The 25,341-nt window shown below is 64.9% G+C and carries 21 protein-coding genes and 2 rRNA genes (1 of these 23 running past the window's edge); 12 read left to right on the forward strand and 11 right to left on the reverse strand.

What is annotated here, in order from left to right:
- Together ABHF91_RS01945 and rrf are read left to right on the forward strand one after the other, a co-directional pair.
- A 23S ribosomal RNA gene (locus ABHF91_RS01945) occupies positions 1 to 1,766 on the forward strand; it begins 1,123 nt to the left of the window's first position.
- A gap of 75 nt (positions 1,767 to 1,841) precedes the next feature.
- Positions 1,842 to 1,956 (forward strand): 5S ribosomal RNA (gene rrf / locus ABHF91_RS01950).
- Between the two features lie 152 nt (positions 1,957 to 2,108).
- Here rrf and ABHF91_RS01955 read toward each other — a convergent pair.
- Positions 2,109 to 2,315 carry a hypothetical protein gene (locus tag ABHF91_RS01955; protein ID WP_409421811.1) on the reverse strand — a complete coding sequence of 69 codons (207 nt, stop codon included), beginning with the start codon at positions 2,313 to 2,315 and terminating at the stop codon, positions 2,109 to 2,111.
- Between the two features lie 317 nt (positions 2,316 to 2,632).
- Here ABHF91_RS01955 and ABHF91_RS01960 point away from each other — a divergent pair, with 317 nt between their 5' ends.
- Positions 2,633 to 2,917 carry a pyrimidine/purine nucleoside phosphorylase gene (locus ABHF91_RS01960; protein ID WP_409423072.1) on the forward strand — a complete coding sequence of 95 codons (285 nt, stop codon included), beginning with the start codon at positions 2,633 to 2,635 and terminating at the stop codon, positions 2,915 to 2,917.
- A gap of 71 nt (positions 2,918 to 2,988) precedes the next feature.
- Here ABHF91_RS01960 and ABHF91_RS01965 read toward each other — a convergent pair whose 3' ends face one another.
- The 7 genes from ABHF91_RS01965 to ABHF91_RS01995 form a co-directional block, all read right to left on the reverse strand.
- Entirely contained in the window at positions 2,989 to 5,040 is a 2,052-nt protein-coding gene (locus ABHF91_RS01965) for an exoribonuclease II (protein ID WP_409421812.1), read from the reverse strand.
- Positions 5,041 to 5,102: 62 nt separating this feature from the next.
- Positions 5,103 to 6,500: an AMP-binding protein gene (locus tag ABHF91_RS01970; protein WP_409421813.1), complete on the reverse strand. Its 1,398-nt coding sequence runs from the start codon at positions 6,498 to 6,500 to the stop codon at positions 5,103 to 5,105.
- Positions 6,497 to 7,426, reverse strand: a complete 930-nt coding sequence (gene menC / locus ABHF91_RS01975; RefSeq protein WP_409421814.1) for an o-succinylbenzoate synthase — start codon at positions 7,424 to 7,426, stop codon at positions 6,497 to 6,499. Before menC ends, ABHF91_RS01970 begins: the two co-directional genes overlap by 4 nt.
- The gene (menB, locus tag ABHF91_RS01980) at positions 7,426 to 8,280 is read right to left on the reverse strand and encodes a 1,4-dihydroxy-2-naphthoyl-CoA synthase (protein ID WP_409421815.1); all 855 of its coding nucleotides are present in this window, start codon (positions 8,278 to 8,280) and stop codon (positions 7,426 to 7,428) included. Before menB ends, menC begins: the two co-directional genes overlap by 1 nt.
- Positions 8,281 to 8,289: 9 nt before the next feature.
- Complete coding sequence (gene menH / locus ABHF91_RS01985) at positions 8,290 to 9,048, reverse strand: 2-succinyl-6-hydroxy-2,4-cyclohexadiene-1-carboxylate synthase (protein WP_409421816.1); 759 nt, start codon at positions 9,046 to 9,048, stop codon at positions 8,290 to 8,292.
- Complete coding sequence (menD, locus tag ABHF91_RS01990; RefSeq protein WP_409421817.1) at positions 9,041 to 10,783, reverse strand: 2-succinyl-5-enolpyruvyl-6-hydroxy-3-cyclohexene-1-carboxylic-acid synthase; 1,743 nt, start codon at positions 10,781 to 10,783, stop codon at positions 9,041 to 9,043. Before menD ends, menH begins: the two co-directional genes overlap by 8 nt.
- Complete coding sequence (locus ABHF91_RS01995; protein WP_409421818.1) at positions 10,780 to 12,090, reverse strand: isochorismate synthase MenF; 1,311 nt, start codon at positions 12,088 to 12,090, stop codon at positions 10,780 to 10,782. Before ABHF91_RS01995 ends, menD begins: the two co-directional genes overlap by 4 nt.
- 183 nt (positions 12,091 to 12,273) lie before the next feature.
- On the opposite strand from ABHF91_RS01995, the gene ABHF91_RS02000 reads away from it, so the two are divergent.
- The 6 genes from ABHF91_RS02000 to ABHF91_RS02025 all read left to right on the forward strand — a co-directional run bounded on the left by ABHF91_RS02000 (position 12,274) and on the right by ABHF91_RS02025 (position 19,456).
- Positions 12,274 to 13,182, forward strand: a complete 909-nt coding sequence (locus ABHF91_RS02000) for a 1,4-dihydroxy-2-naphthoate polyprenyltransferase (RefSeq protein WP_409421819.1) — start codon at positions 12,274 to 12,276, stop codon at positions 13,180 to 13,182.
- 10 nt (positions 13,183 to 13,192) lie between these two features.
- Positions 13,193 to 13,798, forward strand: a complete 606-nt coding sequence (rhtB, locus tag ABHF91_RS02005) for a homoserine/homoserine lactone efflux protein (RefSeq protein WP_409421820.1) — start codon at positions 13,193 to 13,195, stop codon at positions 13,796 to 13,798.
- A 3-nt stretch (positions 13,799 to 13,801) separates the two neighbouring features.
- Positions 13,802 to 14,929 (forward strand): endonuclease/exonuclease/phosphatase family protein, encoded by a 1,128-nt coding sequence (locus tag ABHF91_RS02010; RefSeq protein WP_409421821.1) that lies wholly within the window; start codon positions 13,802 to 13,804, stop codon positions 14,927 to 14,929.
- Between the two features lie 129 nt (positions 14,930 to 15,058).
- Positions 15,059 to 16,378 (forward strand): methyl-accepting chemotaxis protein, encoded by a 1,320-nt coding sequence (locus tag ABHF91_RS02015; RefSeq protein WP_409421822.1) that lies wholly within the window; start codon positions 15,059 to 15,061, stop codon positions 16,376 to 16,378.
- A 147-nt stretch (positions 16,379 to 16,525) separates the two neighbouring features.
- The gene (locus ABHF91_RS02020) at positions 16,526 to 17,836 is read left to right on the forward strand and encodes a hypothetical protein (protein ID WP_409421823.1); all 1,311 of its coding nucleotides are present in this window, start codon (positions 16,526 to 16,528) and stop codon (positions 17,834 to 17,836) included.
- A 303-nt stretch (positions 17,837 to 18,139) separates the two neighbouring features.
- Positions 18,140 to 19,456 (forward strand): aminotransferase class III-fold pyridoxal phosphate-dependent enzyme, encoded by a 1,317-nt coding sequence (locus ABHF91_RS02025; RefSeq protein ID WP_409421824.1) that lies wholly within the window; start codon positions 18,140 to 18,142, stop codon positions 19,454 to 19,456.
- A gap of 72 nt (positions 19,457 to 19,528) precedes the next feature.
- On the opposite strand, the gene ABHF91_RS02030 is transcribed toward ABHF91_RS02025, so the two are convergent.
- Positions 19,529 to 20,446, reverse strand: coding sequence for an IS5 family transposase (locus ABHF91_RS02030; RefSeq protein ID WP_409421825.1), 918 nt, complete (start codon positions 20,444 to 20,446; stop codon positions 19,529 to 19,531).
- 561 nt (positions 20,447 to 21,007) lie between these two features.
- On the opposite strand from ABHF91_RS02030, the gene ABHF91_RS02035 reads away from it, so the two are divergent.
- On the forward strand, positions 21,008 to 21,529 hold the full coding sequence (locus ABHF91_RS02035) for a hypothetical protein (protein ID WP_409421826.1): 522 nt from the start codon (positions 21,008 to 21,010) through the stop codon (positions 21,527 to 21,529).
- Positions 21,530 to 21,577: 48 nt separating this feature from the next.
- Positions 21,578 to 22,126, forward strand: coding sequence for a DUF5384 family protein (locus tag ABHF91_RS02040; protein WP_409421827.1), 549 nt, complete (start codon positions 21,578 to 21,580; stop codon positions 22,124 to 22,126).
- A gap of 54 nt (positions 22,127 to 22,180) precedes the next feature.
- On the opposite strand, the gene ABHF91_RS02045 is transcribed toward ABHF91_RS02040, so the two are convergent.
- Complete coding sequence (locus tag ABHF91_RS02045; RefSeq protein WP_409421828.1) at positions 22,181 to 23,167, reverse strand: YeiH family protein; 987 nt, start codon at positions 23,165 to 23,167, stop codon at positions 22,181 to 22,183.
- A 93-nt stretch (positions 23,168 to 23,260) separates the two neighbouring features.
- Here ABHF91_RS02045 and ABHF91_RS02050 point away from each other — a divergent pair, with 93 nt between their 5' ends.
- A complete protein-coding gene (locus ABHF91_RS02050; RefSeq protein ID WP_409421829.1) occupies positions 23,261 to 24,139 on the forward strand; it encodes a LysR family transcriptional regulator in 879 nt (292 codons plus the stop codon).
- Positions 24,140 to 24,146: 7 nt separating this feature from the next.
- On the opposite strand, the gene ABHF91_RS02055 is transcribed toward ABHF91_RS02050, so the two are convergent.
- Positions 24,147 to 25,280: a glycerate kinase gene (locus tag ABHF91_RS02055; protein ID WP_409421830.1), complete on the reverse strand. Its 1,134-nt coding sequence runs from the start codon at positions 25,278 to 25,280 to the stop codon at positions 24,147 to 24,149.
- Between the last annotated feature and the right edge of the window lie 61 nt (positions 25,281 to 25,341).

The following is a 25,341-nucleotide window of genomic DNA, read 5'->3' on the forward strand; positions in this document are numbered from 1 at the left end:
GGGGCTCAAACCAGGCACCGAAGCCGCGGATTCAATCAATAGATTGAGTGGTAGGGGAGCGTTCTGTAAGTCTGCGAAGGTGTGTCGTAAGGCATGCTGGAGATATCAGAAGTGCGAATGCTGACGTAAGTAACGATAAAGGGGGTGAAAAGCCTCCTCGCCGGAAGACCAAGGGTTCCTGTCCAACGTTAATCGGGGCAGGGTGAGTCGGCCCCTAAGGCGAGGCTGAAAAGCGTAGTCGATGGGAAGCGGGTTAATATTCCCGTACTGGCTGTAACTGCGATGGGGGGACGGAGAAGGCTAAGCAAGCCAGGCGTTGGTTGTCCTGGTGAAAGGCGGTAGGCAGTGTATCCAGGCAAATCCGGAGACACAATGTCGAGACCCGAGACGAACCATCTACGGATGGGAAGTTGCTGATGCCACGCTTCCAGGAAAAGCCTCTAAGCTTCAGGTTACAGACAACCGTACCCCAAACCGACACAGGTGGTCGGGTAGAGAATACCAAGGCGCTTGAGAGAACTCGGGTGAAGGAACTAGGCAAAATAGTACCGTAACTTCGGGAGAAGGTACGCTGTTGTTGGTGAAGTGACTTGCTCACAGAGCTGATGGCAGCCGCAGTGACCAGGTGGCTGGGACTGTTTAACAAAAACACAGCACTCTGCAAACACGAAAGTGGACGTATAGGGTGTGACACCTGCCCGGTGCCGGAAGGTTAATTGATGGGGTTAGCGCAAGCGAAGCTCTTGATCGAAGCCCCGGTAAACGGCGGCCGTAACTATAACGGTCCTAAGGTAGCGAAATTCCTTGTCGGGTAAGTTCCGACCTGCACGAATGGTGTAACCATGGCCACGCTGTCTCCACCCGAGACTCAGTGAAATCGAAATCGCTGTGAAGATGCAGTGTACCCGCGGCTAGACGGAAAGACCCCGTGAACCTTTACTACAGCTTGACACTGAACATTGAACCTACTTGTGTAGGATAGGTGGGAGGCTTAGAAGCGATGACGCTAGTTGTCGTGGAGCCGACCTTGAAATACCACCCTGGTATGTTTGATGTTCTAACTTGGCCCCGTTATCCGGGGTGAGGACAGTGTCTGGTGGGTAGTTTGACTGGGGCGGTCTCCTCCCAAAGAGTAACGGAGGAGCACGAAGGTTGGCTAATCCTGGTCGGACATCAGGAGGTTAGTGCAATGGCATAAGCCAGCTTAACTGCGAGACGGACAGGTCGAGCAGGTGCGAAAGCAGGTCATAGTGATCCGGTGGTTCTGAATGGAAGGGCCATCGCTCAACGGATAAAAGGTACTCCGGGGATAACAGGCTGATACCGCCCAAGAGTTCATATCGACGGCGGTGTTTGGCACCTCGATGTCGGCTCATCACATCCTGGGGCTGAAGTTGGTCCCAAGGGTATGGCTGTTCGCCATTTAAAGTGGTACGCGAGCTGGGTTCAGAACGTCGTGAGACAGTTCGGTCCCTATCTGCCGTGGGCGTTGGATGATTGAAGGGAGTTGCTCCTAGTACGAGAGGACCGGAGTGAACGAACCTCTGGTGTTCGGGTTGTCATGCCAATGGCACTGCCCGGTAGCTAAGTTCGGAATCGATAACCGCTGAAAGCATCTAAGCGGGAAGCGAGCCCTGAGATGAGTCATCCCTGAGGTCTTGAACCTCCTAAAGGGCCGTCGAAGACTACGACGTTGATAGGTGGGGTGTGGAAGCGCAGTGATGCGTGGAGCTAACCCATACTAATTACCCGTGAGGCTTAACCATACAACACCCAAGAGGTCTTAGACCTTGTAGCAGTGTTAGTAGAACAGAATTCAGCTTTTCGGATTACGATTTATGCTTGGCGGCAATAGCGCAGTGGACCCACCTGTTCCCATGCCGAACACAGAAGTGAAACGCTGTAGCGCCGATGGTAGTGTGGCATTCGCCATGTGAGAGTAGGACACCGCCAGGCACCCAATATGAAGTAAAAAGGCCTCTTGAACTCAAGAGGCCTTTTTATTGGTTTGAATAGACAGCAAAAAGGCCTCCCGTTTTCGGGGGGCCTTTTTGTTTGCACACCACAACTTGCTTGCTGATCGGCGCAAGCGGTCTGCCGGTAGGCGATCAGTGCGCGCTGCGCTGCGGTCCCATATTGGAAGCGCTGATGTAATAGCGCGGCTGACCCTCCTGACAAACCTTCACCTTCGCCATGATCTTACCTTCCACGGTAAACTCCCAGTCTTGCTTGAAACGGGGCACCTTGGCTCCAAGGTTATGCAGGTACTCCGTGAACAGGTAAGCACTTGAGATTTCGGTAAGATGTAATTCCATCAGGGGTACCTCGACAATGGAACAGAGCGTTGGGTTGAGTCTGCCGGCGACTGGCGCCTCTTTAAGGCTAGTCTCGCCGTAGGGTTTTTCCAGCTGGCACCGTTTGCATGTTGCGAAACTGTTAACCGTCTTCCAGGATTTTTTGACGTTATCGGCTTGAGTCATCCGACTGGATAAGGCTATTCTCGCCCCTGGGTTCTGAACGCAAGATGAATCTGTGGTGTTACTTTCTTTTCTTTCGATCAAAGTGTGATCAACGGCCCATTTGCCGCGGGACGAAAGAGGGTGACAGCCGTACTCGCTGACAAGGATGCATGATGCTGCAAGTAAACGAATATTTTGATGGTAAGGTGAAGTCCATCGGGTTTGCCGATGGCGCGGATGCACGGGCTACCGTGGGGGTGATGGCTCCGGGTGAATACACCTTCAACACCGGGGCCCCTGAGGTTATGGTGGTGATCCGGGGTGCGCTGACCGTGTTGCTGCCCGGCCAGAGTGACTGGGTGACCTTTGCCTCCGGCCAGCAGTTTGATGTGCCTGGCAACAGCAGCTTCCAGCTGCAGGTGGCCATGGATACCGCCTATCTGTGCGAGTACAAGTAAGCCGAACGTGATGGATAGAAGAAGGGCCTGCATTGCAGGCCCTTCTTGTTATGGTGCGCCGACGGGTTGGCTTAGGGGGCGTCGTCCACCAAGGGCTCGGCGGCGGCGGCCGGGGCCGTCGCTTCTGCCTCGAACAGCTCCTGCTCCATCTCGGTGACGGACTCTTCCCGGGTGGTGATATCCACCGGCTGGGCCAGGGTGGCCACCAGGGAGCGGGTGGCCTCGATGGCATCCTTGAGTACTACCTCAACCTGTTGGCCCAGCTCGAACAGCGGCTGCTTGTCCAGGCGCACCTGGCCATCGTCCCAGCTGCACTCCAGCCGCTTCTTATCCCGGCAGATCTGCCCGGCCGGTACGAAGGCCACGGCGCCATTGTCCTGCAGGCGCACCTTGATACCCCCCCGCACGATATCGATGATCTCCGCCGGGAACACCTGGCCAGTGGCGACGGCAGGCGCCAGGAAGCGCACATACAGCCAGTCGGCGATGTCGCGCTCCGCCAGGCGGTTGAGGCGGCGGGCATCGGTCAGGATCTGGGTCAGCGGCTCTTCCGGACAGGCGGGCACCGGGGTACCGGCCAGCAGCGCCTTGATGATGCGGTGGTTGACCATGTCGCCGTACTTGCGGATGGGTGAGGTCCAGGTGGCGTAGGCCGGCAGGCCCAGGCCGAAGTGCGGGCCCGGCAGGGCGGACATCACAGAGTAGGTCTGGAAGCGGCGGATGCGGCTGTCCAGGTAGGGGGTCGGCTGGGCGTCCATCCAACGGCGCAGCTGGCAGAAGCCCGGCAGGGTATTGATGGACTCATCATGCCAGGGGGCATTGTGCAGGGTCAGCAGCTCCATGGCCCCGCTCAGCTTCTCGGGATCAAAACCGGCATGCACGTTGAAGATGCCGTAGCCCGGGGTCTGAGTGAGGAACTGGCCGGCACAGATGTTGGCGGCGATCATGGCTTCTTCCACCATGCGGTTGGCCAGACGACGGGGTTCCACGTGAATGGCCACCACCTCGCCGGCCTCGTTCAGCTCGAAGGCGTAGTCCGGTCTGTCCTTGAACATCAGGGCATGCTCGGTGCGCCAGGCCTGACGGGCGAGGGTGATGCCCTGCAGCAGCTTGAGCTGGCCGGCGATCACCTCGTTGGGGGTGAACTCGGCGCTCTGGCCCTGCTCCAGGTAGTCGGAAACCTGGTCGTAGATCAGGCGGCCCTGGGAGCGGATATTGGCGGCAAAGAAGCGGAACTGGCCCAGGGCGCCGTCGGCGGCGATGTCCAGCTGGCAGCAGAGCACCGGCCGCTCCTCGCCTTCCTTGAGGGAGCACAGCTCATCGCTCAGGGTGCGTGGGATCATGGGGATGTTGCGGCCCGGCAGGTAAACGGTGAAGGCGCGCTTGGCGGCTTCCAGATCCAGCGGGCTGCCCGCCTCCAGGTAGGCGGTGGGATCGGCGATGGCCACCCACAGCTTCCAGCCGTCGCCGGCTGGCTCGGCATAGAGGGCATCGTCCATGTCCTTGGTGGAGGCACCGTCTATGGTGACAAACGGCAGGGCGGTGAGATCTTCCCGGGGCAGGCCTTCCTCATGATAGGACCAGCTCTCGGCCTCGTCAGGGGCCTGACGGGCCAGATCATGGCGGCGCAGCACCACCCACCAGGGGGCTTCCGGATCCTCGCCACGGCAGATGAGCTCACTGATCTCGGCGGCATGGTTGCCGTCGGTCATGGCGTGGCGCTTGAGCCTGGCCACCACCCAGTCGCCTTCCTGGAACTGCTTCTCGTCCAGTCCCTTGATGGCGCGGGCGCGGATCATCTCCTTGAGTACCGGATGGTCCGGCACGACGTTCAGCCGATCCTTGATCAGCTTGATGCGGCCGACGAAGCGGGTCAGGAAGGGGGTGATCAGGGCATCGGGTTCCGCCTGTTCCTTTTCTCTCTCGGTGCGGATGACGGCGCTGATGCGATCGCCGTGCATCACCTTCTTCATCTGCATGGGCGGGATGAAGTAGCTCTCCCGGTTATCGGTCTCGAGGAAGCCAAAGCCCCGGTCGGAGGCACGGACCACCCCTTCCTTCTTGGGCAGATTTTCGCGCAGCTGTTGTTTGAGCTGCGCCAGCAACGGATTGTCTTGGAACATGCGGGGTCACCTGATTAAGAAACAGGAGGGACTATACGGACTTGTGCTGGCAAAACCAAGGCTCACTGCCCCGGCGCCGGTGCCGCCAGTTGCCGGGATGCCAGGGCGGCGAAGTCGCGGCGGGCTGGTTTGAGTCCGGTTTGTTGCGGCGGCCAGGCCAGCCAGCTGCGGGGCACCAGGTAGCCTGGCAGCCGCTGGCGCAACCAGCCTTCCAGATCGTCGACGGCGGCGCCGGGGTGCCACTGGATAAAGGCCACCGGCCTGTGCCCCCATTGGGCATCCGCCAGGGGCACCACCAGGGCCTGGGCCACATCCGGGTGTTCGATCAAGGCGGCCTCAATCTGCTCGGGCTGGATGTTTTCGCCACCGCAGACAAACTGGTTATCCAGCCGGCCGCAGACCTTTAGCTCGCCATCCACCGTCCACTCGCCCCTGTCCCGGGTGTGGAACCAGCCATCGGCATCCACCGGCAGCTCAAGACCGCTTGGCGTCTCATAGCCGGCAAACAGGGTCTCGCCCCGCACGCAGATCTCCCCCGCCTGCAGACAGACCTCGCGGCCGGGCAGGGGCCGGCCCACCACCTGGCTGTCGCTGCCGCAGAGGCGGGTACAGACCTGGGAGCCCATCTCGGAGAGACCGTAGCTCACCAAGGGAGAGAGCCCCTGGGCCTGGCAGGCGGCCACCAGGGCCTGGGGGATGGGGGCGCCCCCCAGCAGCAGGGCGCGCAGCCCGGTCTGGCTCAGTTGAAAGCCCGGCTCGGCCAGCAGACGCCACAGCTGAGTGGGCACCAGGGAGAGGTGGCTGATGAGATCCCGCCTGAGCTGATCCTTGAGGGGGACACTGGCATCGGGCAGCACCACGGCGGCCCCGGCGGCAAAGCAGCGCAGCGGGATGGCAAAGCCCCCCACGTGATACAGGGGCAGGGAGAGCAGCCAGCCATCGCCCTGGGTGAGGGGGATCCGCTGGCGGCTGCCCTGGGCGTTGGCCAGGTGCTGGGCCAGGCTATGGACCACCACCTTGGCCTGACCGCTGCTGCCGGAGGTGAGCAGCTTGTTGGACAGGGCAGCGGGATCCAGCCGTGCGGCACCCTGGGGGGACCTGGCTTGCCAGTTTGGGGTAAGGTTCTGCCAGGGGCCGGCCAAGGGGCCGGCTTCCCGCCACAGGGCCTGGATGGCCAATCGCTGGCACCAGGTCTGCTGGCTGGCCTCCGGCAGGGCCGGGTTGAGGGGGCAGAGGATGAGCTGTCGGCGCAGGGCGGCCCAGATGAGCAGCAGGGCCGGCAGACCGTTACGGGCAATCAGCCCCAGGGCGTCACCGGCCACCAGGCCGGCTGCGTCGAGCTGCTGGCCCAGGGCATTGAGCCGCTGATCCAGCTCGCCATAGCTGACGGGCTGACCGTCCAGATAGAGAGCGGGCCGTTCCGGGTGCTGGCTGGCGTGCTGGCGGATCGGGCAGATCACGCCGGCCAGACTCGCTCCAGCAGGCTCATGTCCACCTGCTGGGTCTCAGGCGTCAGCAGGGAGCCGGCGAAGTAGCGCAGGGTATCGAGCCCCGGGGCCTGCTCCGGCGCCCATTCGCTGCTGAGCTGGGCCAGCAGCCGGTTGCCCAGCTGGGATTCGTAGCAGGAGGAGAGTATCACCTTGAGCCCCAGCTTCCTGGCCTTCTCCACCATGGCCTGGCACTTGGCCAGGCTGCCGATCAGGGTGGGCTTGATGATCAGGGCCTTGAGCTGGGGAAAGTTCTCCCAGCTGGCGTCCGTGCTCAGCAGCTCGTCCAGGGCCACCGGTATGCCGGTGTGGCCGGCCACCGCCTTGACGTCCTCGAAACGGGCGCAGGGATCTTCCACGTACTCCAGGTTGGCGGGGTTGAGGTGGCTCATGAAGGTCCAGGCCTCCTCCCGGGTCCAGCCCTGGTTGGCGTCCAGTATCAGCTTGAGCTTGGGGGAGAGGTTGCACAGTTCGCGGATCATGGCGATCTCGTCGCGCATGGCGTAGCGGGCCACCTTGAGCTTGGCCTTGCTGGGGTATTCGTACAGCCACTCCCGCCAGCCCCAGATGATCTCGTCCGGGCTGCCCAACAGCAGCAGGTAGGGGGAGTGGGGGGCGTGCATCTGTTTGGGCCAGTTGCGCTGGGCGCAGTCGAAACCAAACTGCACCGAGGGCAGTTGCGGTGCCAAGGTGCGACCCTGTTTGCTGCTCTTCAGGCAGAGGATGGCCTCCTCCTGCGCCTCGTCCAGCGTCTCCTTGGACAGGCCCGGCAGGGGGGCGATTTCGCCCCAGCTGTCACCCATGCGCAGCAACAGCCCCTCGCGCTCGGGCATCACCCGACCGCGAAACACCAGGGGTTGACCAAAAGGCAGACGATAGCGGTACAGGGTCGCGTCCATCATGGATTCCGTTTGAATTTGGAAAAGTCAGGTTGCCGCTTCTGGTTAAAGGCGTTGCGGCCTTCCTGGCCCTCTTCTGTCATATAGAACAGCATGGTGGCATTGCCAGCCAGTTCCTGCAAGCCGGCCTGGCCGTCGCAGTCGGCGTTCATGGCCGCCTTCAGGCAGCGCAGGGCCATGGGGCTGTGCTGCAGCATCTCCCGGCACCAGCGCACCGTCTCCTTCTCCAGCTCCGCCAGGGGCACGACCGTGTTGACCAGACCCATCTCCAGCGCCTCGGCGGCGTCGTACTGGCGGCAGAGGAACCAGATCTCCCGGGCCTTCTTCTGCCCCACGATGCGGGCCATGTAGGAGGCACCCCAGCCGCCGTCAAACGAGCCGACCTTGGGGCCGGTCTGGCCGAAGCGGGCGTTGTCGGCGGCTATGGTGAGATCACAGAGCATGTGCAGCACATGACCGCCACCGATGGCGTAGCCCGCCACCATGGCCACCACCGGCTTGGGGCAGGTGCGGATCTGGCGCTGGAAGTCCAGCACGTTGAGGTGATGGGTGCCTTCCTCGTCCTGATAGCCGCCGTAATCCCCCCGCACCTTCTGATCGCCGCCGGCGCAGAAGGCCTGTTCGCCCGCGCCGGTGAGAATGATGGCGCCGATGCCGGCATCGAAGCGGGCATCGGACAGCGCCTGGATCATCTCCTGCACGGTGCGGGGACGGAAGGCGTTGCGCACCTGGGGCCGGTTGATGGTGATCTTGGCGATGCCCTCCTCGCTCTTGTGATAGAGGATGTCGGTGAAGTCGCCGCTGCAGTCATGCCAGTGATAGGGGGCGTACCAGTCGGGTTCTTGTGGGCGCATGGGCTCTCTCTACAAAGTGGGTGATGAAATCGGCTGGCCCGCCAGCCAGTGATGTAGCCAGCGGGCGACAAATTCGGGGTTGCCCCGGTGGGCGTTGTGGCCGGCATCCGGCACCGCCTGCCGGTTCAGCTTGGGTTGCACGGCGGCCAGCCGGGTGGCGATGGCGGCAAACTTGCCGTCCTGCTGGCCATACAGGTAGGCCAGGGGCAGGCGGGTCCCGGCCAGCCAAGGGGCCAGATCCGGCTGGCGGGCTAGGCTGGTGGCGCAGTAGGTGCGGGCCAGCCTCCGGCCGTCATTCTGCCGACGGGCTTCGATCAGTTGGATACGCTGGGCATCGCTCAACTCGGCAAACACCGGCTGCCGGTACCAGTCTTCCAGCACCGTCGCCAGGGGGTCGCGGTAGAAGCGGCGGGCCCAGAGCGCGTCCTGTCTGGCCCGCTCCCGTCGCTCGGCCTGGCTCACCAGTCCGGGATGGGCGCCTTCCAGGATCAGGCTCTGCAGGCCGGGGGCGCCGGCGGCGGCGTGATACAGGGCCAGGCGGCCGCCCAGGGAATAGCCCAGCAGGTGATAGCGGCGGATGCCTTCGGCCTGCAGCCGGGCGTTCAGCCAGGCCGGGAAGTCCGCCAGGCGGCGCAGGGGGCGGGCGGCCTCCCGGCCGTGGCCGGGCAGATCCAGCGCCAGGGCGTCCACCCCGGGCAGGCACGCCAGTAGCGGTTGCCAGTCTTGGCGGTCCCCCAGCAGGCCGTGGAGCAGCACCAGCTCAGCCAAGGGGCCACTCCTGGGCCTGTATCCAGGCTTTGAGGTCGTTGAGCTGCGTGGCCACCTCGTCGTGGGGCACCTTGATCTCGATCAGATGCTGGCCGCCGTCCAGGGCCTGGCGATAGGCCGCCAGCGCGCCCTCCAGGCTGTCTGGCGCCTGATAGTGCAGGCCAAACTGGCCGGCGGCCTGGGCAAAGTCCAGGCCATGGGGCAGGCGATAGAGGGGCGCCTTGGCGGCCTCCGGCACCGGCAGCAGGTGGAAGATGCTGCCGCCGTCGTTGTTGATGAGCAGCAGCACCAAGGGGCCGGGGAGATGTCGCAACAGCGCCAGGCTGTTGAGATCGTGCAGCGCCGAGGTGTCCCCCAACAGCAAGGTGGTGGGCTCGCCGGGACGGCTGCAGGCCCAGCCGGCGGCGGTGGCAATCAGGCCATCGATGCCCGAGGCGCCGCGGTTGCTCAGCACCCGGCTCGGCCCTGCGCCCGTCTCGGTCCCCGTGCCGGCCAGGCTGTCCAGCAGGCGGATGGGCAGGCTGTTGCCCAGCAGCAGCTGACCCCGCAGCACCCGAGGCAATTGGCGACACAGGGCCGCCTCGCTCAGCTGGTGCAGCTGTGCATCAAGGCCCTGGCTAAGGCGGGCCAGCGGCTCGGCGAGATCCAGCCAGGGCGCCTGGGCCGGCGTCTGGCTCAGCCGGGCCTGACACCAGGCGCCGACGGGAGCCTGATGGCGCCGCCGGAAGGGGCCATTCTCGTCCAGCCGTGGGCCGTGCCGGTCGATGAGCCAGGCCTGTTGCCAGGGCTGGCGGGCGATGAACTGGCTCAGGCGCTTGGAGACGAGGCGGCCGCCCAGCTGCAGCAGCACGCGGGCCTGGCCCAAGGCGGCCTGGATGCCCTCATGGTGCAGCGCCAGATCGTACCAGGGTAGGGCCTCGGGGGCGAAGCGCAGCTGGGACTGGATATCCGCCAGCAGCGGCCAGCCGAGCGTCCTGGCCAGGGCGCGGATGGCCTCGGCCTCACTGGGATCGGTCAGCCGCCCGGCGACGATAAGCCCCGGCTCGCGGCAAAACGCCGGCCAGTCCGGGGCGCTCAGATCCGGCAGCGGCCGGGTGGTGCGCTGCCAGGGGGCGGTGTCGTCCAGCCAGCTCCCCAGGGGGGACAGGTAGTCCTGCCAGTCTGGGATCGCCGCCTGGGGATAGAGGGGCTCGGGGAAGCGGCAGTTGAGGTGCACAGGTCCTGGGGTCAGGGCCTGCTGGCGGGCCGCCTCGTCCATGCTGGCCAGCAAAAAGCGCGGCGAGATCTGCGTGCTAGGGGCCGGCAGATCCTGCTGATAGACGGGGTAGTGGGCGAAGATCCCCGCCTGGGGGATGGCCTGGTTGGCCCCCACGTCGACCAGCTCCAGGGGCCGGTCGGCGCTCAGGATCCACAGGGGAACGCCGCTCTGCCTGGCCTCCACCACCGCCGGATAGAGGTTGGCCACCGCCGTGCCCGAGGTGGTGAGCAGGGCCACGGGGGCGTCTAGCCCCTGGGCCAGCCCCAGGGCGAAGAAGCCCAGGCCGCGCTCGTCAAAGTGGGTGTGGCAGCGCAGGCCGGCCTGATCGGCGGCCGCCAGGGTGAGGGGGGCGCTGCGGGAGCCCGGGGCGATGCACAGATGACGCACCCCCAGCCGGCACAGCTCCTCCAGCAGCAGATGGGCCCACAGGGCGTTGATCTGGCTGGCCTGCGTCAGGTGCTGGGGGGCGCCGCTCATGGGGTCAGGGCCGCCAGCAGGGTGGCCAGCTTGTCATCCAGCTCCTGCCATTCGGCGTCGGGCTCGGAGCCCTCGACGATGCCGGCGCCGGCATACAGGGTCAGGCTGTCGGGCTCCAGCCGGCCGCAGCGGATGGCCACGGCAAATTCCGCCACGTCCTCGCTGATCAGGCCGCAGGCCCCGGCATACCAGCCCCGCTCCTGGGGCTCCAGGGCGTGGATCAGGGCCTTGGACTTGCGCCGGGGGCAGCCGCCTACCGCCGGGGTGGGGTGCAGGGCGGCCAGCAGCTGGGCGTCGGTGACACCGGGGTGCAGATGGGCCTGGATCTCGCGCTTCAAGTGCTGGACCCGGCGCAGGGAGAGGATCTGGGGCTCGGAGAGATCGGCGGTATCCGCCAGCCCTTCCAAGCGGGTGAGGATGTCCGCGTGCACCAAGCGGTTCTCCAGCCGGTTCTTGTTGTCCGCCAGCAGCTGGGCCGCCAGTTCGGCATCCCGCTGGGCATCGCCGCAGCGCACTATGGTGCCCGCCAGGGCCTCGGTGGCCAGATCCCGACCGTGACGGCGGTAGAGCCGCTCCGGCGAACAGGCCAGGAAGCTCTGCTCCGGGCTGAAGCGGAACACGAAGTGAAAACAGTTGAGGGAGTGGGGCTGCCAGGCGGCGATGAGATCCCAGGGATCGTAGGCCTGGGCCAGGTCCAGCCGGCTCTGCCGGGAGAGCACCACCTTGGGGATGCGGGACAGGGAGTCGGGCGCCAGCACGGCCTCCACCATCTGGCGCCAGCGGGGCAAGTCCGGGCTGTCCTGGCGGGTCAAGGGCTGGGGCGGCAGCGCTTCGGTGGCCTGAGCCGGCTGCAGGGCGTTCAGGGCGTCCCGGGCGGCGGCGATCTCGGCCTCCCGGTTGTCGTCGGTGAGCCAGAGGTTGCACACCAGCTCGATGTGGTTGCCCTGGCGGATGAGCTCGATGCGCGGCAGCACGAAGCGGCAGGGGCCGAACTCGGGCCAGTGGGCATGGTCCGGGTCGAAGGCCAGGCCGCCGTAGTAGCGCGGCCAGCTGTCGCCCTCTGGCTTGGGCTGGCCGGAGAGCGCCGCCAGCTCGGCGGGATCCCGGATCTCCCGAATACTACCCAGGCAGGCAAACTCCCGATCCCGCTCCCGGGCGTGCCAGTAGATCTGCGGGTACAGGGTCTGGCCCTTGAGCCAGCCGGGCATGGAGGTGACGTCGGCGGCATGACGCAGACGCAGGAAGCCGGTACGGGGATCGGCGGACAGGGTGTCGAGCTGCAACAGCAAGGGGGTGTGGGCCAGCATGGGGGTTGCTATCCAGAGTCTTTGACCGGGCTGGCGAGGGCGCCGGAACTGCCAAAAGAGACCAGCATCCGGTATAGTACAGCCCCTACGCTGTCCCCTCCCGGGCCGGCTTGAATGGGGCCCAGTATAGGGCGTGGCGACGGGAGGGTAAACGATCTTGATCCTGACGGAGCCTCCCTGCTGATGACTTCATCCTCGATTGGCGCCTGGGTGCTGGCCGCCCGCCTGCGCACCCTGCCCCTGGCCTGTGCCTCCGTGCTGCTGGGGGGCGGGTTGGCGGCCCAGGCCGGCGCCTTCGACTGGCCCCTGTTCGGCCTGACCCTGCTCACCGCCATCCTGCTGCAGATCCTCTCCAACCTGGCCAACGACTATGGCGATGCCGTCTCCGGTGCCGACAACGCCGACCGGGTGGGTCCCACTCGCGCCGTGGTGAGCGGCCTCATCAGCCGGCAGCAGATGCGCCGTGGCATGTTGGCCACCGGCGGCCTGGCGGTGGTGAGCGGTCTGGCCCTCTTGTGGCGGGCCTTTGCCGACGACTGGCCGGCCTTCTTCGCCTTCATCGGCTTCGGCGCCCTGGCCCTGGTGGCGGCGGTGACCTACACGGTGGGGCGGCGCCCCTACGGCTACCGCGGGCTGGGGGATCTCTCCGTGTTCCTGTTCTTCGGCCTGCTGGGGGTGGTGGGGTCGTTTTACCTGTTCACCCGCCACCTGAGCTGGCCCCTGCTGCTGCCCGCCACCGGCTGCGGCCTGCTGGCCACCGCCGTGCTCAACATCAACAACATCCGGGATCTGGCCACGGATCAGGCCAGCGGCAAGCGCACCCTGGCGGTGCGGCTGGGGGAGGAGCGGGCCCGCCGCTACCACTGGCTGCTGATCCTGGGGGCCGGGGTCTGTGTGGCGGCCTTCATCGGCCTGTTCGAACCCTCGCCCTGGCCGGCCTTGTGCCTGTTGGCCTATGGCCCCTTGCTGCGGGTGACCTGGGTGGTGCAGCATAGTCGGGATCCCGGGGTGCTCAATGGCCAGTTGAAGGCCACCGCCCTGGGCAGCTTCTTCTTCAATCTGCTGTTGGCCCTGGGCTTTGCCCTGGCTTGAGGAGCCCATCATGAGTCTGAGTGTCTGGCTGGCCTTCCTGGCGACCACCCTGTTGTTCAGCCTGTTCCCCGGCGCCGGCGCCCTCAACACCATGGGCACAGTGGTGCGCCACGGGGTGCGCAGCGCCCTGCCGTCCATCGCCGGCCTGCAGCTGGGGCTCTTGTGTCACCTGTTGCTGGCCGGGGTGGGGCTGGGCGCCCTGCTGGCTCGCTCCCTGCTGCTGTTCGAGATCATCAAGTGGTGCGGCGCGGCCTACCTCGTCTGGCTGGGCTGGAAGCAGTGGCGCGCCCCGGTGCAGGCGGTGAAGGCTGGTTCCACCAAGCCCATGCTGTTTTGGCCGGCGGTGCTGGTGAACCTCACCAACCCCAAGACCATCCTGTTTCTGGTGGCCCTGTTCCCCCAGTTCATCCACACCGACTATCCCCTCTGGTCCCAGTGCCTGATCCTGGGGGTCACCTGCCTGCTGGTGGATGCCCTGGTGATGGTGGGCTATGCCACCCTGGCGGTGCCCCTGATGCGGATCATCACCACGCCGGCCCGTCAGCGCCTGCAGAACCGGGTGTTCGGCAGCCTGTTCATGGCGGCCGGGGTCACCTTGGCGGGGGCCAGCCGCTAACTCATGCCCCTGCGGGTCGCCAGCTTCAACATCAGCCTCAGCCGGCCCAGGGCCGGCCAGTTGCTCGCCGATCTGCACGCCGGTGCACCCCAGATCCGGCGGGTGGCGGCCATGGTGCGCCGGGTGCGCCCGGATCTGCTGCTGCTCAACGAGTTTGACCAGGACGGCGAGACCGAGGCGCTGGATCACTTCTGTCAGCACTACCTGGCGGTGAGCGACGAACAGGGCGGCCCGCTGGTCTATCCCTACCGCTATCTGGTGCCCTGCAACACGGGGCAGCTGGCGCCCGTCGATCTGGATGGCGATGGCCGGCTCAGCCTGCCCGGCGACGGTCTGGGGTTTGGCGACTTCCCCGGCCAGTACGCCATGGTGCTGCTGTCGGCCTATCCCTTGCTGGTGGAACGGGTGCGCAGCTTCGCCCGTCTGCCCTGGGCTGCTATCCCCGGCGCCCGGCTGCCGGATGCCGAACCCGGCACGGGACTAGCGGATTACTACAGCCCGGCAGCCCGCGCCCTCCTGCCCCTCTCCTCCAAGAATCACCTGGACCTGCCGGTGCAGGTGGGGGAGCGGGTGCTGCATCTGCTGCTCTCCCATCCCACTCCGCCGGTGTTTGACGGCGCCGAGCGGCGCAACTGGCTGCGCAACGCCGACGAGATTCGCCTGTGGCAGCACTACCTGGATGACGCTCCTTGGCTGGTGGATGACCAGGGCGGTCGCGGCGGCCTGGCGGCAGGGGCGTCTTTCGTGCTGCTGGGGGATCTCAACAACGATCCGGCGGCGGGCGAGGGCAACAAGGCCGCCATCCTGGGGCTGCTGCGCCACCCCAGACTCAATGCCGCGGCGGCCCTGGGGGAACAGGTGCCCAGATCCCGCGGCGCCCTGCACTATGCCGGGCAGCAGCACCCCATCTGGCGGGTGGGGGAGCCCGCCACCTGGACCCACATACTGCCGCTGCGCCTCGACTATGTGCTGCCCAGCGCCGATATCCGCGTGCTGGACGGCGGTGTATTCTGGCCTGCGCCGGACGAGCCGGGCTGGGCGTGGATCGCCGATGAGCGCGGCCGCCAGCGGGGTTCCCGTAGCTCGGATCACCGCCTGGTGTGGCTGGATCTGCAGCTGGTGGCCTCATGAGGGGGGATCGCGGGTAACCGCCGCCTTTGGCGCGCGCTAAAGGCAGCCATGGACCGGGAATTGTGTCATTCTATGGGCATCTTTGGCGTGGGCTCCAGCGACGGTGCCTGCCAGGTTACAGGAGGAGTCATGTTCGGTATCAAACGCCTCAAAACTCAGCTGCAGCAGCTGCGTCAGGAGCGCAATCAGCTGGCCGCCAGCCTGGCGGGTATCCGGCAGGCCATGGCCTGCATCGAATTCAGCCCCCAGGGGGAGATCGTCGCCGCCAACGACCGCTTCCTGGCGCTGATGGGCTATGACCAAGCGGATCTGCTGGGCAAGCATCACAAACTCTTCTGCCTGCCGGAGTATGCGGCCAGCGCCGCCTACCAGCAGTTCTGGCAGCGGCTGGCCCGGGGTGAGAGCTTCACCGACAAGTTCCAGCGGCTGACCCGCAGTGGCGAGGCGGTATGGCTGGAGGCCAGCTATATCCCGGTGAAGGACGACGAGGGCCGGGTGGTGCGCATCCTCAAGCTGGCCTCTAACATCACGGAGCGCATCGAGACCGCCCAGTACCAGCAGGCTCTGGTGAGCGCCATCAACCGCTCCATGGCGGTGATCAGCTTCAGCCCCACCGGTGAGGTACTGCAGGCCAACGACAACTTCCTGCAGGCCATGGGCTACCGCCAGGAGGAGATCAAGGGTCAGTCCCACCGCCTGTTCTGCACCGCCGAGCTGCTGGCCAGCGCCGAGTACGAGCAGTTCTGGCAGCGGCTGCGGCGCGGCGAGTACGTCGCCGGCCTGTTCGAGCGGCTGGACAAGCAAGGCCGGGTGGTCTGGCTGCGGGCCACCTATAACCCGGTATTTGATGCGGCGGGCAAGGTCAGCCAGGTGGTGAAGTTTGCCAGCGAGGTGACCGCGCAGGTGGAGGACAATCTGCGGGAGCGGGAGGCGGCCCAGCAGGCCTATGACTCGGCCCGCCAGACCAGCCAGAGCGCCGAGCAGGGGAGCCAGGTGGTGAGCCAGAGTGTGGCCATGATGGAGACCATCGCCGCCGAGCTGGAGCAGACCCGCGGCCAGATCCTGGCCCTGCATAAGCAGTCGGATCAGATCAACAACATAGTGGGCACCATCCGCGGCATCGCCGATCAGACCAACCTGCTGGCGCTCAATGCCGCCATCGAGGCGGCGCGGGCCGGGGAGCTGGGCCGCGGCTTTGCCGTGGTGGCCGACGAGGTGCGCAACCTGGCGGCCCACACTAGCCGAGCCACCGAGGAAATCGTCCAGGTGGTGAAGAACAATCACGCCCTGACCCAGGCGGCGGTGACCGGCATGGAGGACAACCGCAGCCGGGCCGAGCAGGGGGTTTCCCTGGTGCAACAGGCCGGTGGCGTCATCAGCACCATACAGCAGGATGCCCAGGCCCTGGAGGCCGCCATCAGCCAGGTGACCCAGCAACTGCACCATTGATCCTAAGGGCCCGTCACGCGGGCCCTGTCGTTTCTGCCTGCCCGCGTTCCGGCCTCATCGCTCTTCCTTGGCCGAATTCATCAAACTGTCATCCCCTTGCCGCATTCTTGGCGCCTCCCAAACAGGGACTCTTTTGGCATGGATGCGATGAACACATTGTTGAAACGACACGGCCGCCTGCTGGCCGGCCTGCTGGGCGCGGGCCTGCTGTTTTTGCTGGCCACCCTCTACACGGGGCAGCAGCTGACGGCGGCCCGGAGCCAGTGGCTGAGCCGGCTCAACGCCCCGGCCCGCAGCGGCGCCACCTGGCTGAATCTCGACAGCGGCCTGTTCCATCAGCGCGGCGAGCTGCACCTCTCCCTGCTGGACGGCGGTGCCCTGCCCACCCTGCTGGGGCTGCCGTCGGAGCCGGATCTCAACGAGCGACTGGCCCAGCTGGGCCCAGTGGAGCTGTATGTGACCATCGACAGCTGGGTGCTGCCCGGCCGGGTGCGCCATCTGGCCCGTCTGCAGGTCACCCGGGGCACCTTGGGACAGCTGCGGGAGCAGGGGCTGCTGCGGATCCAGGAGCCGCGCCTAAGCTGGGGAGAGGGCTGGGGCCAGGATGGCCGGCTGGCCCTCAGCTGGCCCGGCGGTCGCCTGCAGCTGGCGGACGGTGCCCTGACCCTGGATAGCCTGGCGCTGGACTGGCAGCCGGACGGCAAGACCGGTCGGCAACTGGCCTGGCAGCTGGCGGAGCTGGGGCTGGAGCAGGGGGGCGAGCGGCTGCACCTGGCCCAGTGGCAGGGGCAACTGGCCCTGGCGCAGCAAGGGGACGCGTGGCGGCTGACCCAGTGCGCCAGCCAGCTGGCCCAACTGCTGCGCTTAGGGGACGATGAACGGCTGGAGCTGGCCGGGGTGGATTTCGCCTTCGGCCTTTCCGCCAACAAGCACGGCCTGCAGTCGGTGGTGGATCTCCACGGCCAGGGGCGGCTGGCGGCCGGCCAGTGGCAGCAGGGCAGTCGGCGCTACACCCTGGAGCAGCTGGATCTAGGGCTGGCCCTGGGGGGCATAGACGTGCAGGGTTATCAGGCGCTGCTGCAAAGCGCCCTGACCCGCTTCGACCGGCGGCCGGTCTGGCTGGCGGCCCTCAACCGGGTGACCCGTTCCGGCTTCCAGCTGCACCTGGAGCCCTTCCATCTACAGCTGGACAACGGCCGGCTGCAGGCCAGCGGCGAGTTCACCTCCCGGCCCTTCGACATGGCCTCCCTCACCGACATCGCCTCCTTCCGCTCCCTGCTGCAGGGGGTGCTGGAGCTGGAGGCGGATGCCAGCCTGGCGCCCATGGTGACGGATGCCGACACCCTGCTGGCCATGCGGGATGCCGGCTATGTCACCGACCGCCAGGGGGTGCTCAACAGCCGGCTGCGAGTGGTGAACGGCAAGCTGTCGGCCAACGGCTACGCCATCCAGTGGTGAGGCGCCGGGATTGGCCCGTGGTGGCCCGAGTGGCGGCGAGTCTTTTTAGTCACCCGTCTGGCGGGAGGTGGGCAATCATCCGGGGGCCGCAAGGGCGGAACGGCTCAAGAGAAAACCAAACCCATCCGGCCCCTCCTCGTGGAGGCTTGTCTCACAGCCCCTGGCTTGCATCTTGCTTGGATGTGCTGCAAGCGGCGCTCGGATCCGGGGATTTGGCAAGCAAATGGGATCTGAGGCCGATAAAGGCGCCAACATTGTTTGCTAGGTTGGCAGGATCCACTGTCATTCATCTAGGACCTTCCCATGCGTTACCCCGCCCCCCACAGTCAGGCCATGCTGGACGAGCTGGCCCGTTACGTCATCGCCGAACCCAAGCCCTTCGTGGTGGATCTGGCGGCCAGCCGCGGCATCTGGCTGGCCACCGTGGATGGCCAGCGCCTCATGGACTGGTGCGGCCTGTACGGCGCCCGGCTGCTGGGCTACAACCACCCGGGCCTGTCTGAGCCGGACTACCAGGCCCGCCTGCTGCTGGCGGCCAACAACAAGATGGCCAACCCCGACTTTCTCACCCCGGAGTGCCTGGCCTACTACCGGCTGCTGCACCGTCTGGCCCCCCGCTGCCTGGCGGACAAGCCGGTGGAGGTGTACGTGGTGAACTCAGGTGCCGAGGCGGTGGAGAACATGATGAAGTACTTCATCAACCTGCATCAGCAGAAGCTGCACGGCCAAGGCAAGGCGGTGGGGGCGCGGCGCTTCGTCTACTTCGATCAGGCCTTCCACGGCCGCACCGTGTTCGCCCTCAACGTCACCCAGCTGAGCAACGATCCCCTGGCCACCAGGGACTACCACGGCCTGACCCAGGGCAACCTGCAGCTGCCGTTCCCCGCCTGGGACGACCGCTTAAGTGACGCGGACAACGAGGCGGCCATCGACGACTGCCTGGCGCGGCTTCAAGGCTATCTGTGGGACTATGGCGACGAGATCGCCGGCCTCATCCTCGAGCCCTTGCAGGGGGCGGGGGGCCACCGGCTGGCGGCACCGCGCTTCTACCGCGCCCTGTCCGCGCTGTGCCATGAGCACGGGATCAGCTGGGGGCTGGATGAGGTGCAGACCGCCGGTGGCCAGTGCGGCGCCGTGTTCTGCATCGATCTGTTTGACATCCCGTACCCGCCCCAGGCGGTGGCCACCGCCAAGAAGTTCGGCAACGGCATCCTCTACATGCAGCAGTCCATGCAGGACGTGGGGGTGCTTGACTCAACCTGGGGCGGCACTCTGGCCGACATGGTGCGCTTTGTGCAAGAGTGGCACATAGTGGAGCGCGAGGCCCTGCTGGCGGCGGTGCCGGACAAGGCGGCGCACCTGGTGGCCGGCCTCAAGGTCCTGGTGGCCCGCTATCCGGAGCGCATCGGCAACGTGCGGGGCCTGGGGCTGTACCAGGGCTTCAGCCTGACCCGCCCCGAAGACAAGGGCCGGCTCATCGAACGGGCCCTGGAGTGCGAAGATCTCTTGCTGCTGGGGGCCGGCCAGTCCAGCATCCGCTTCCGTCCGCCCCTGGATGTCAGCCTGGCGGAGATAGATCAGATGCTGGCCAAGCTCGAACGATTGCTATCCGGGTTATAGGTGCAAGATACAATCGGCCTTGTTGATCAAATCCATGGCTGGGACAGCCGTGCCCCAACCCACGGCTGTTGCTTAGTTGAGCGGCTGACGAACAGGCATACCAAGCCCTATGACCTTGTTCATGACTTTCACCCCGGCCAGGATCTCACCCACCTGGGCGTTGTAGCTGCGCAGGCTCAGCTTCGGTCTGATGAGTTGCTTGAAGCGATACATGGCCGTTTCAGCCTTTGAGCGCTGGTGATAACCGGAGTCCCTTTTCCATTGCTTCAGTTCACCGGCCTTGAGCGCAGTAACCGCCTCGTTGCGGGGATGACCATCCTCCCAGAACCCGGCATTCTTTCTTGGTGGGATGCTGGCCTTGGCGCCCTTCTTTTGCAGCAACGCATGGCAGGCTCTGGTGTCATAAGCGCCATCGGCACTGACTTGCTCAATCTTGCGTCGCAGCGGATTGAGCAGCGTCGGCAGCACCTCGTTATCCGCCACGGTTTCCAAGCTGACTTCGGCTGCGACGACAGCATGGGTCGCCGCATCTACGGCCAGGTGAAGTTTGCGCCAGACTCGGCGCTTCTCCTTACCGTGCTTGCGAATTTTCCATTCGCCCTCGCCATAGACCTTGAGCCCGGTGGCATCAATGACCAAGTGGGCAACCGGGCCTTGGCTCGGTAGGCGGTACTTGATTTCGACCGTCTTGGCGCGCTTGCTGATGCAGCTGTAATCCGGCGACTGTAAGGGCACCTTCATCAGCTTGAACAGCGAGTTGATGAAGCCCTCCAAGGCACGCAGCGGTAGCTTGAATACTCCCTTGAACATCAGCGCAGTCTCAATGGCGGTGTCGCTGTAATGGAATCCCCGCCCTCGGCGGCCATGATGGGTCTGACAATGCCATTGTTGGATGGCTTGCGCATCCATCCAGACGGTCAACGAACCACGTTGCACTAGGGCTTGGTTGTACTGTTTCCAGTTGCTGATCTTGTGCTTGGACTTGCCCATCTGGCGCTCTGTCTGGTTGCTCTAAGCGATCAGATCACCGCTGAGGCAGATAGTTCCCTGATTTAGGCAACAAGGCCGTTTGAGGGCAGAATAAAGCCCTGAAGGTGGTAATATGAAGTTGATCTTAAAGAAGGTAAATCTGTTATAAAGGCAATTGCTGATATTTTCCGCGTCGGGGATGACAGGCAGCTCGCCTAATAGTCAATGCCGGACAATTTAATCAAACCGATATGTGCCGACATGAATACTGCTTTGCAATGCAATTCACATGAAAAATACAGATCGTTTTTCTTGTCGTGAGGATGTGCCCTATAGCGTGACAAGCGTTATAAAAATAAATCGTTATTGGTCACTTATTGATCTGTTTGGCTTATTTGTTGATATAAATCATTTTTCCATGCGGGTATCGATACGATATTCAGTTTTCGTTAAGTAAAGACTCTACATTTACACAAAGTAGTGCTAGGGGATGGAACCTAAAAACTGCGCAGGGGTCACTTTGCTTTACGATGTTTATTTTTACTCAACTGAGTGTTTATACCGCATGAGGATTAGAAAACAATGGACAATAATATTAAAGCTGGTGCCGCTGCCGCATTGTTAGCGCTGTTGTTGGGTGGGTGCCAATCTACGGGAAGCGAATACGAAGCCAACGCTTATACGGTGACTCAAGTCAATCAGAAGCAGGAAGCCAAGACGGTCAAAATTATTTCTGTTATGCCGGCGAAGGTGGCCGTGGATAATACCAAAGCCAAAAAATCGGCATCCACCCTTGGAACTTTGCTCGGTGCGGTAGCCGGTGCGGCCGTTGGTTATAACGTGGGTTCTGGTCAGTCTGCTGCTGGTACCGTAGCTGGCGGGGTCGCCGGTGGCGCGTTGGGGAATGCCGCTGCCGGTATGGTGGATGACAAGATCATGGTAGAGGGGGTCACCTTGGCATATAGCGAAAATAACAAGGTTTATACCTCTACTCAGGTTGGGCGCAATTGTGAGTTCCAGCCTGGCATTGCCTTGATGGTGTCCACTGGTGCGGATGAAACCCGGATTCAACCCAACGCAACCTGTCCTAAGACTGATGCCTGATGAGTGCATTGATATTGTGCTTTTCAGTGTATTGAGTAAGGAAACACCATGAAAAAACACATAAACGCAACCTTGGCTGCCATGGCTGTGTTGCTGGCGGTTCCGGCACAGGCGGATGACCTGCAAGCGCAATTGATGGCGGTGGCTCAGGCGGAGCAAGATGGTCAGGCTCGCGAGGCGGCTAAGCAGGCCGCTGATGAGATGGCTCGTCAGAAGGCTGCCAAGGCTGCAGCAGCCGAACGTAAACGTCAGATATCGGCTGCCGCCGCAGCGAAAAAGGCGAAAGCAGCGCAACAAGCTGCAGTGGCTCAGGCGAAAGAGCAAGAGCGCCGTACCGATAAAAAGCGAGCGCAAGATTATGAAGATAAGCTGCGTGAACTGGAGTTGATGAAGGCCCAACTTGAACTGGAACGCATGAAAAAGCGTGTTGGCCGTGAAGACGATTATATCGATCAGGAGCTCAAGCGTGAGAGTGCGCGGACCGATGTTATTCAGTCAGAGGCAGACGCGACGCGGGATGTGGCGACTGGGACACGAGACTTACTCAGTAGTGAAGGAAAGGCCAGAGAGGAAGAAGCCAGCGGTTGGTTTAACTAAAGGCAATTATTGACCCATCAGAAATCAAGGAAGGGGGCTACGCCCCCTTTTTTCTTAGCCGATCAACAGCCGGTTGAGGCCGTAGCCGCCCACCATCAGCAGCACAAACAGGCCGGCGGCCAGCAGCAGGGGCTTGACCCCGGCGGCCTTGAGGGTCTGCCAGCGGGTGTGCAGCCCCAGGGCGGCCATGGCCATGGCCAGGGTCAGCTGGCTGGCGATGCCCAGCCCCTGGTGCAGGGTGGCGGGCATGGTCACCCAGGTGTTGATGCCGGCGGCCAGGATGAAGCCCAGCACGAACCAGGGAATGGTGAGGCGGGCGCGCTGACCGTCCGGCTCGCCCTGACGGCGGCTCAGGTAGGCGCTCAGCAGCATGATGAAGGGGGCCAGCATCATCACCCGGATCAGCTTGACGATCACGGCGTTCTGCAGCGCCTCGCCCCCCACCGACTGGCCGGCCGCCACCGCCTGGGCCACCTCGTGGATGGTGCTGCCGATGTAGATGCCGTACTGGCCCTGACTCAGGTGCAGAAAGTGGTAGAGGTAGGGGTGGGTGAACATGGCCAGGGTACCGAACAGCACCACGGTCGCCACCGCCACAGTAATGTCCCGCTGCTTGGGTTTGATCACCGACTCCGCCGCCATGATGGCCGCCGCACCGCAGATGGCGCTGCCCACCGAGGTGAGCATGGCCAGATCCGGCTCCAGCTTGAGCAGGCGGATCCCCACCCAGGTGCCCACCAGGAAGATGGTACTCACCACGATGGCGTCCACCACCAGGGCCTGCCAGCCCACCGCCACCAGCTGGTGAAAGTTGAGGCCGAAGCCGAAGAGGATGATGCCCAGGCGCAGCAGCTTCTGCTGGCTGAAGCGGCTGAAGGCCTCCTCGCCGGCGGAGGGGGTGCGGCGCAGCAGGTGGCCGGCGGCGATCCCCAGGACGATGGCCAGGGGCAGGGCGCTCAAGCCCAGCTGGGCGACGGCGGGCACCTTGGCCAGCCCCAGGGCGGCCAGAGAGATAAGGGGCAGCAGCAGATAGAGGTTCATGGCACAGACTCCACAATAAGATGAGGGGATTTTCCTGGCGCCAAGAACTTAAGTAAAATGGATGCTTCTTAAGTAGATCATTAGGTAAATCGAATGATAAACCTGACCCTGCGCCAACTGCGGCTGTTCGAGGCCATCGCCCGCCTGGGCACCCTGACCCGGGCGGCGGGCGAGCAGGCCATCAGCCAGTCGGCGGCCAGCCAGGCCATCAAGGAGCTGGAAAGCGGCCTGGGCTATGACCTGTTTCACCGGGTGGGACGGGAGCTGGTGCCGTCTGAGGCGGCCCAGGCGGTGCTGCCCCGGGTGCAGCAGCTGCTGGCCCTGGCGGATGGCCTGGGGGATCCCAGCGGCGCGGCCATGGGCGGCCCCTTGCGCCTGGCGGCCAGCGTCACCATCGCCAGCTACTTGCTGCCCTGGCTGCTGGCCCGCTTCCTGGAACAGCATCCTGCGGTGGAACCGGCGGTGCGCATCAGCAATACCGCCGGGGTGATCCGCGAGCTGGAACAGGGCTGGGCCCATATGGGGCTTATCGAGGGGCCGGCCCGGCACAGCCAGCTGCAGCTAACCCCCTGGCGCACCGACCGGCTGGCGGTGTTCTGCCGGCCGGATCACCCCCTGGCCAATCAGGCGGCGATCGGCCTGGCGGAGCTGGCCCAGGCTCGCTGGGTGGTGCGGGAGGAGGGGTCCGGCACCCGGCGGGTGCTGGACGATGCGGCGGCCAAGCTGGGGCTGCCGTTGACGGTGGCCCTGGCCCTCAACCGTCAGGAGGCCATCAAGCAGTCGGTGAAGGCGGGGCTGGGGATCGGCTGCCTGTCGGAGCTGTCGGTGGCCCAGGAGGTGGCGCGGGGCGAGCTGTGCCTGCTGGCGACGCCTCTGCCCCTGACCCGCACCTTCAGCCTGGTGAGCTGGCCGGACGAACGCCAGCCGCCCCTGGTGCGAGCCCTGCTGGCCTTCTTGCAGGCCGAGGGTTAGGCCGGGCTCAGCGGCCTAACGCCCAGACGGCGGCCAGATTACGAGCGGTGCGCCTGAGGTTTTCTTCGGCGCAGAGCAGCGCCTCGGCCAGCTCCATGGGTCTGTCCACTATGGCAAACAGTGCGGCTATGCCCTCGGCATAGAGGGCCTGGTGGCCCGGTCCCAGGCAGCCCGCCAGGGCGATGACCGGCACCCCCTTGGCCCGGGCCAGACGGGCGACGCCCAGGGGCACCTTGCCGTACAGGGTCTGGCCATCCAGTCGTCCTTCGCCGGTGATCACCAGATCCGCCCCCTCCAGCACCTCATCCATCTCCAGGGCCTGCAGCACCAGCTCGATGCCGGGTGTCAGCTGCGCGCCCAGCAGGCCCGCCAGGGCCGCTCCCATGCCGCCGGCGGCACCGGCGCCGGGCAGCAGTGTCACCTCCCGGCCCAGCTGGGAGCCGATGCAGGCGGCGTAGTGGGCCAGGTTGGCATCCAGCTGGGCCACCATCTCCGGCGTGGCGCCCTTCTGCGGGCCGAACACCTGGGAGGCCCCTTGCGGGCCGCACAAGGGGTTATCCACGTCGCAGGCCACCTGCAGATCCAGCGTCGCCAGCCGGGGATCCAGCCCGCTCAGGTCGATGCTGGCCAGGTCGGCCAAGGCGCCGCCGCCAGGCCCCAGGCTGGCCCCCTCGTCGTCCAGCAGCCGGCCGCCCAGGGCCTGGATCAGGCCTGCGCCGCCGTCGTTGGTGGCGCTGCCGCCGATGCCCAGGATGAGTCGGCTCACTCCCAGATCCAGGGCCTGGCGGATCAGCTCACCTGTGCCGTAGCTGGTGGTGAGCAAGGGATTGCGCCGGGCCAGCGGCACCAGAGGCAGGCCGGAGGCGGCCGCCATCTCCATGACGGCGCAGCGTCCGCCGCCCAGCAGGCCGAAGACGGCGGTCACCGGCTCCCCCAGGGGCCCCGTCACCACCGCCTCTCTGAGTTCGCCACCACTGGCCGCCACCAGGGCCTCCACCGTGCCCTCGCCGCCGTCGGCCAGGGGCCGCAGCAGGTACTGGGCCTGGGGCAACACCTGGGCAAAGCCCGCGGCGATGGCCCGGGCCACCGCCGGCGCCGCCAGGCTCTCCTTAAAGGCATCGGGGGCGATCACTATCTTCATGGCGACTCCGGTTGGGCTGAGATAAACCGAGGCTCAGTGTAGCGGCTCGCCCGCCCCCGGC

The organism is Pseudaeromonas aegiceratis (assembly GCF_046254905.1).
Taxonomy (GTDB): domain Bacteria; phylum Pseudomonadota; class Gammaproteobacteria; order Enterobacterales; family Aeromonadaceae; genus Pseudaeromonas; species Pseudaeromonas aegiceratis.

What these genes read in the sequence shown, in the direction of transcription:
- ABHF91_RS01955 (WP_409421811.1), bottom strand. Translation starts at nt 2,315, where the DNA reads ATGGAATTACATCTTACCGAAATCTCAAGTGCTTACCTGTTCACGGAG.
- ABHF91_RS01960 (WP_409423072.1), top strand. Translation starts at nt 2,633, where the DNA reads ATGCTGCAAGTAAACGAATATTTTGATGGTAAGGTGAAGTCCATCGGG.
- ABHF91_RS01965 (WP_409421812.1), bottom strand. Translation starts at nt 5,040, where the DNA reads ATGTTCCAAGACAATCCGTTGCTGGCGCAGCTCAAACAACAGCTGCGC.
- menC (WP_409421814.1), bottom strand. Translation starts at nt 7,426, where the DNA reads ATGGACGCGACCCTGTACCGCTATCGTCTGCCTTTTGGTCAACCCCTG.
- menB (WP_409421815.1), bottom strand. Translation starts at nt 8,280, where the DNA reads ATGCGCCCACAAGAACCCGACTGGTACGCCCCCTATCACTGGCATGAC.
- menD (WP_409421817.1), bottom strand. Translation starts at nt 10,783, where the DNA reads ATGAGCGGCGCCCCCCAGCACCTGACGCAGGCCAGCCAGATCAACGCC.
- ABHF91_RS01995 (WP_409421818.1), bottom strand. Translation starts at nt 12,090, where the DNA reads ATGCTGGCCCACACCCCCTTGCTGTTGCAGCTCGACACCCTGTCCGCC.
- ABHF91_RS02000 (WP_409421819.1), top strand. Translation starts at nt 12,274, where the DNA reads ATGACTTCATCCTCGATTGGCGCCTGGGTGCTGGCCGCCCGCCTGCGC.
- rhtB (WP_409421820.1), top strand. Translation starts at nt 13,193, where the DNA reads ATGAGTCTGAGTGTCTGGCTGGCCTTCCTGGCGACCACCCTGTTGTTC.
- ABHF91_RS02010 (WP_409421821.1), top strand. Translation starts at nt 13,802, where the DNA reads ATGCCCCTGCGGGTCGCCAGCTTCAACATCAGCCTCAGCCGGCCCAGG.
- ABHF91_RS02015 (WP_409421822.1), top strand. Translation starts at nt 15,059, where the DNA reads ATGTTCGGTATCAAACGCCTCAAAACTCAGCTGCAGCAGCTGCGTCAG.
- ABHF91_RS02020 (WP_409421823.1), top strand. Translation starts at nt 16,526, where the DNA reads ATGAACACATTGTTGAAACGACACGGCCGCCTGCTGGCCGGCCTGCTG.
- ABHF91_RS02025 (WP_409421824.1), top strand. Translation starts at nt 18,140, where the DNA reads ATGCGTTACCCCGCCCCCCACAGTCAGGCCATGCTGGACGAGCTGGCC.
- ABHF91_RS02030 (WP_409421825.1), bottom strand. Translation starts at nt 20,446, where the DNA reads ATGGGCAAGTCCAAGCACAAGATCAGCAACTGGAAACAGTACAACCAA.
- ABHF91_RS02035 (WP_409421826.1), top strand. Translation starts at nt 21,008, where the DNA reads ATGGACAATAATATTAAAGCTGGTGCCGCTGCCGCATTGTTAGCGCTG.
- ABHF91_RS02040 (WP_409421827.1), top strand. Translation starts at nt 21,578, where the DNA reads ATGAAAAAACACATAAACGCAACCTTGGCTGCCATGGCTGTGTTGCTG.
- ABHF91_RS02045 (WP_409421828.1), bottom strand. Translation starts at nt 23,167, where the DNA reads ATGAACCTCTATCTGCTGCTGCCCCTTATCTCTCTGGCCGCCCTGGGG.
- ABHF91_RS02050 (WP_409421829.1), top strand. Translation starts at nt 23,261, where the DNA reads ATGATAAACCTGACCCTGCGCCAACTGCGGCTGTTCGAGGCCATCGCC.
- ABHF91_RS02055 (WP_409421830.1), bottom strand. Translation starts at nt 25,280, where the DNA reads ATGAAGATAGTGATCGCCCCCGATGCCTTTAAGGAGAGCCTGGCGGCG.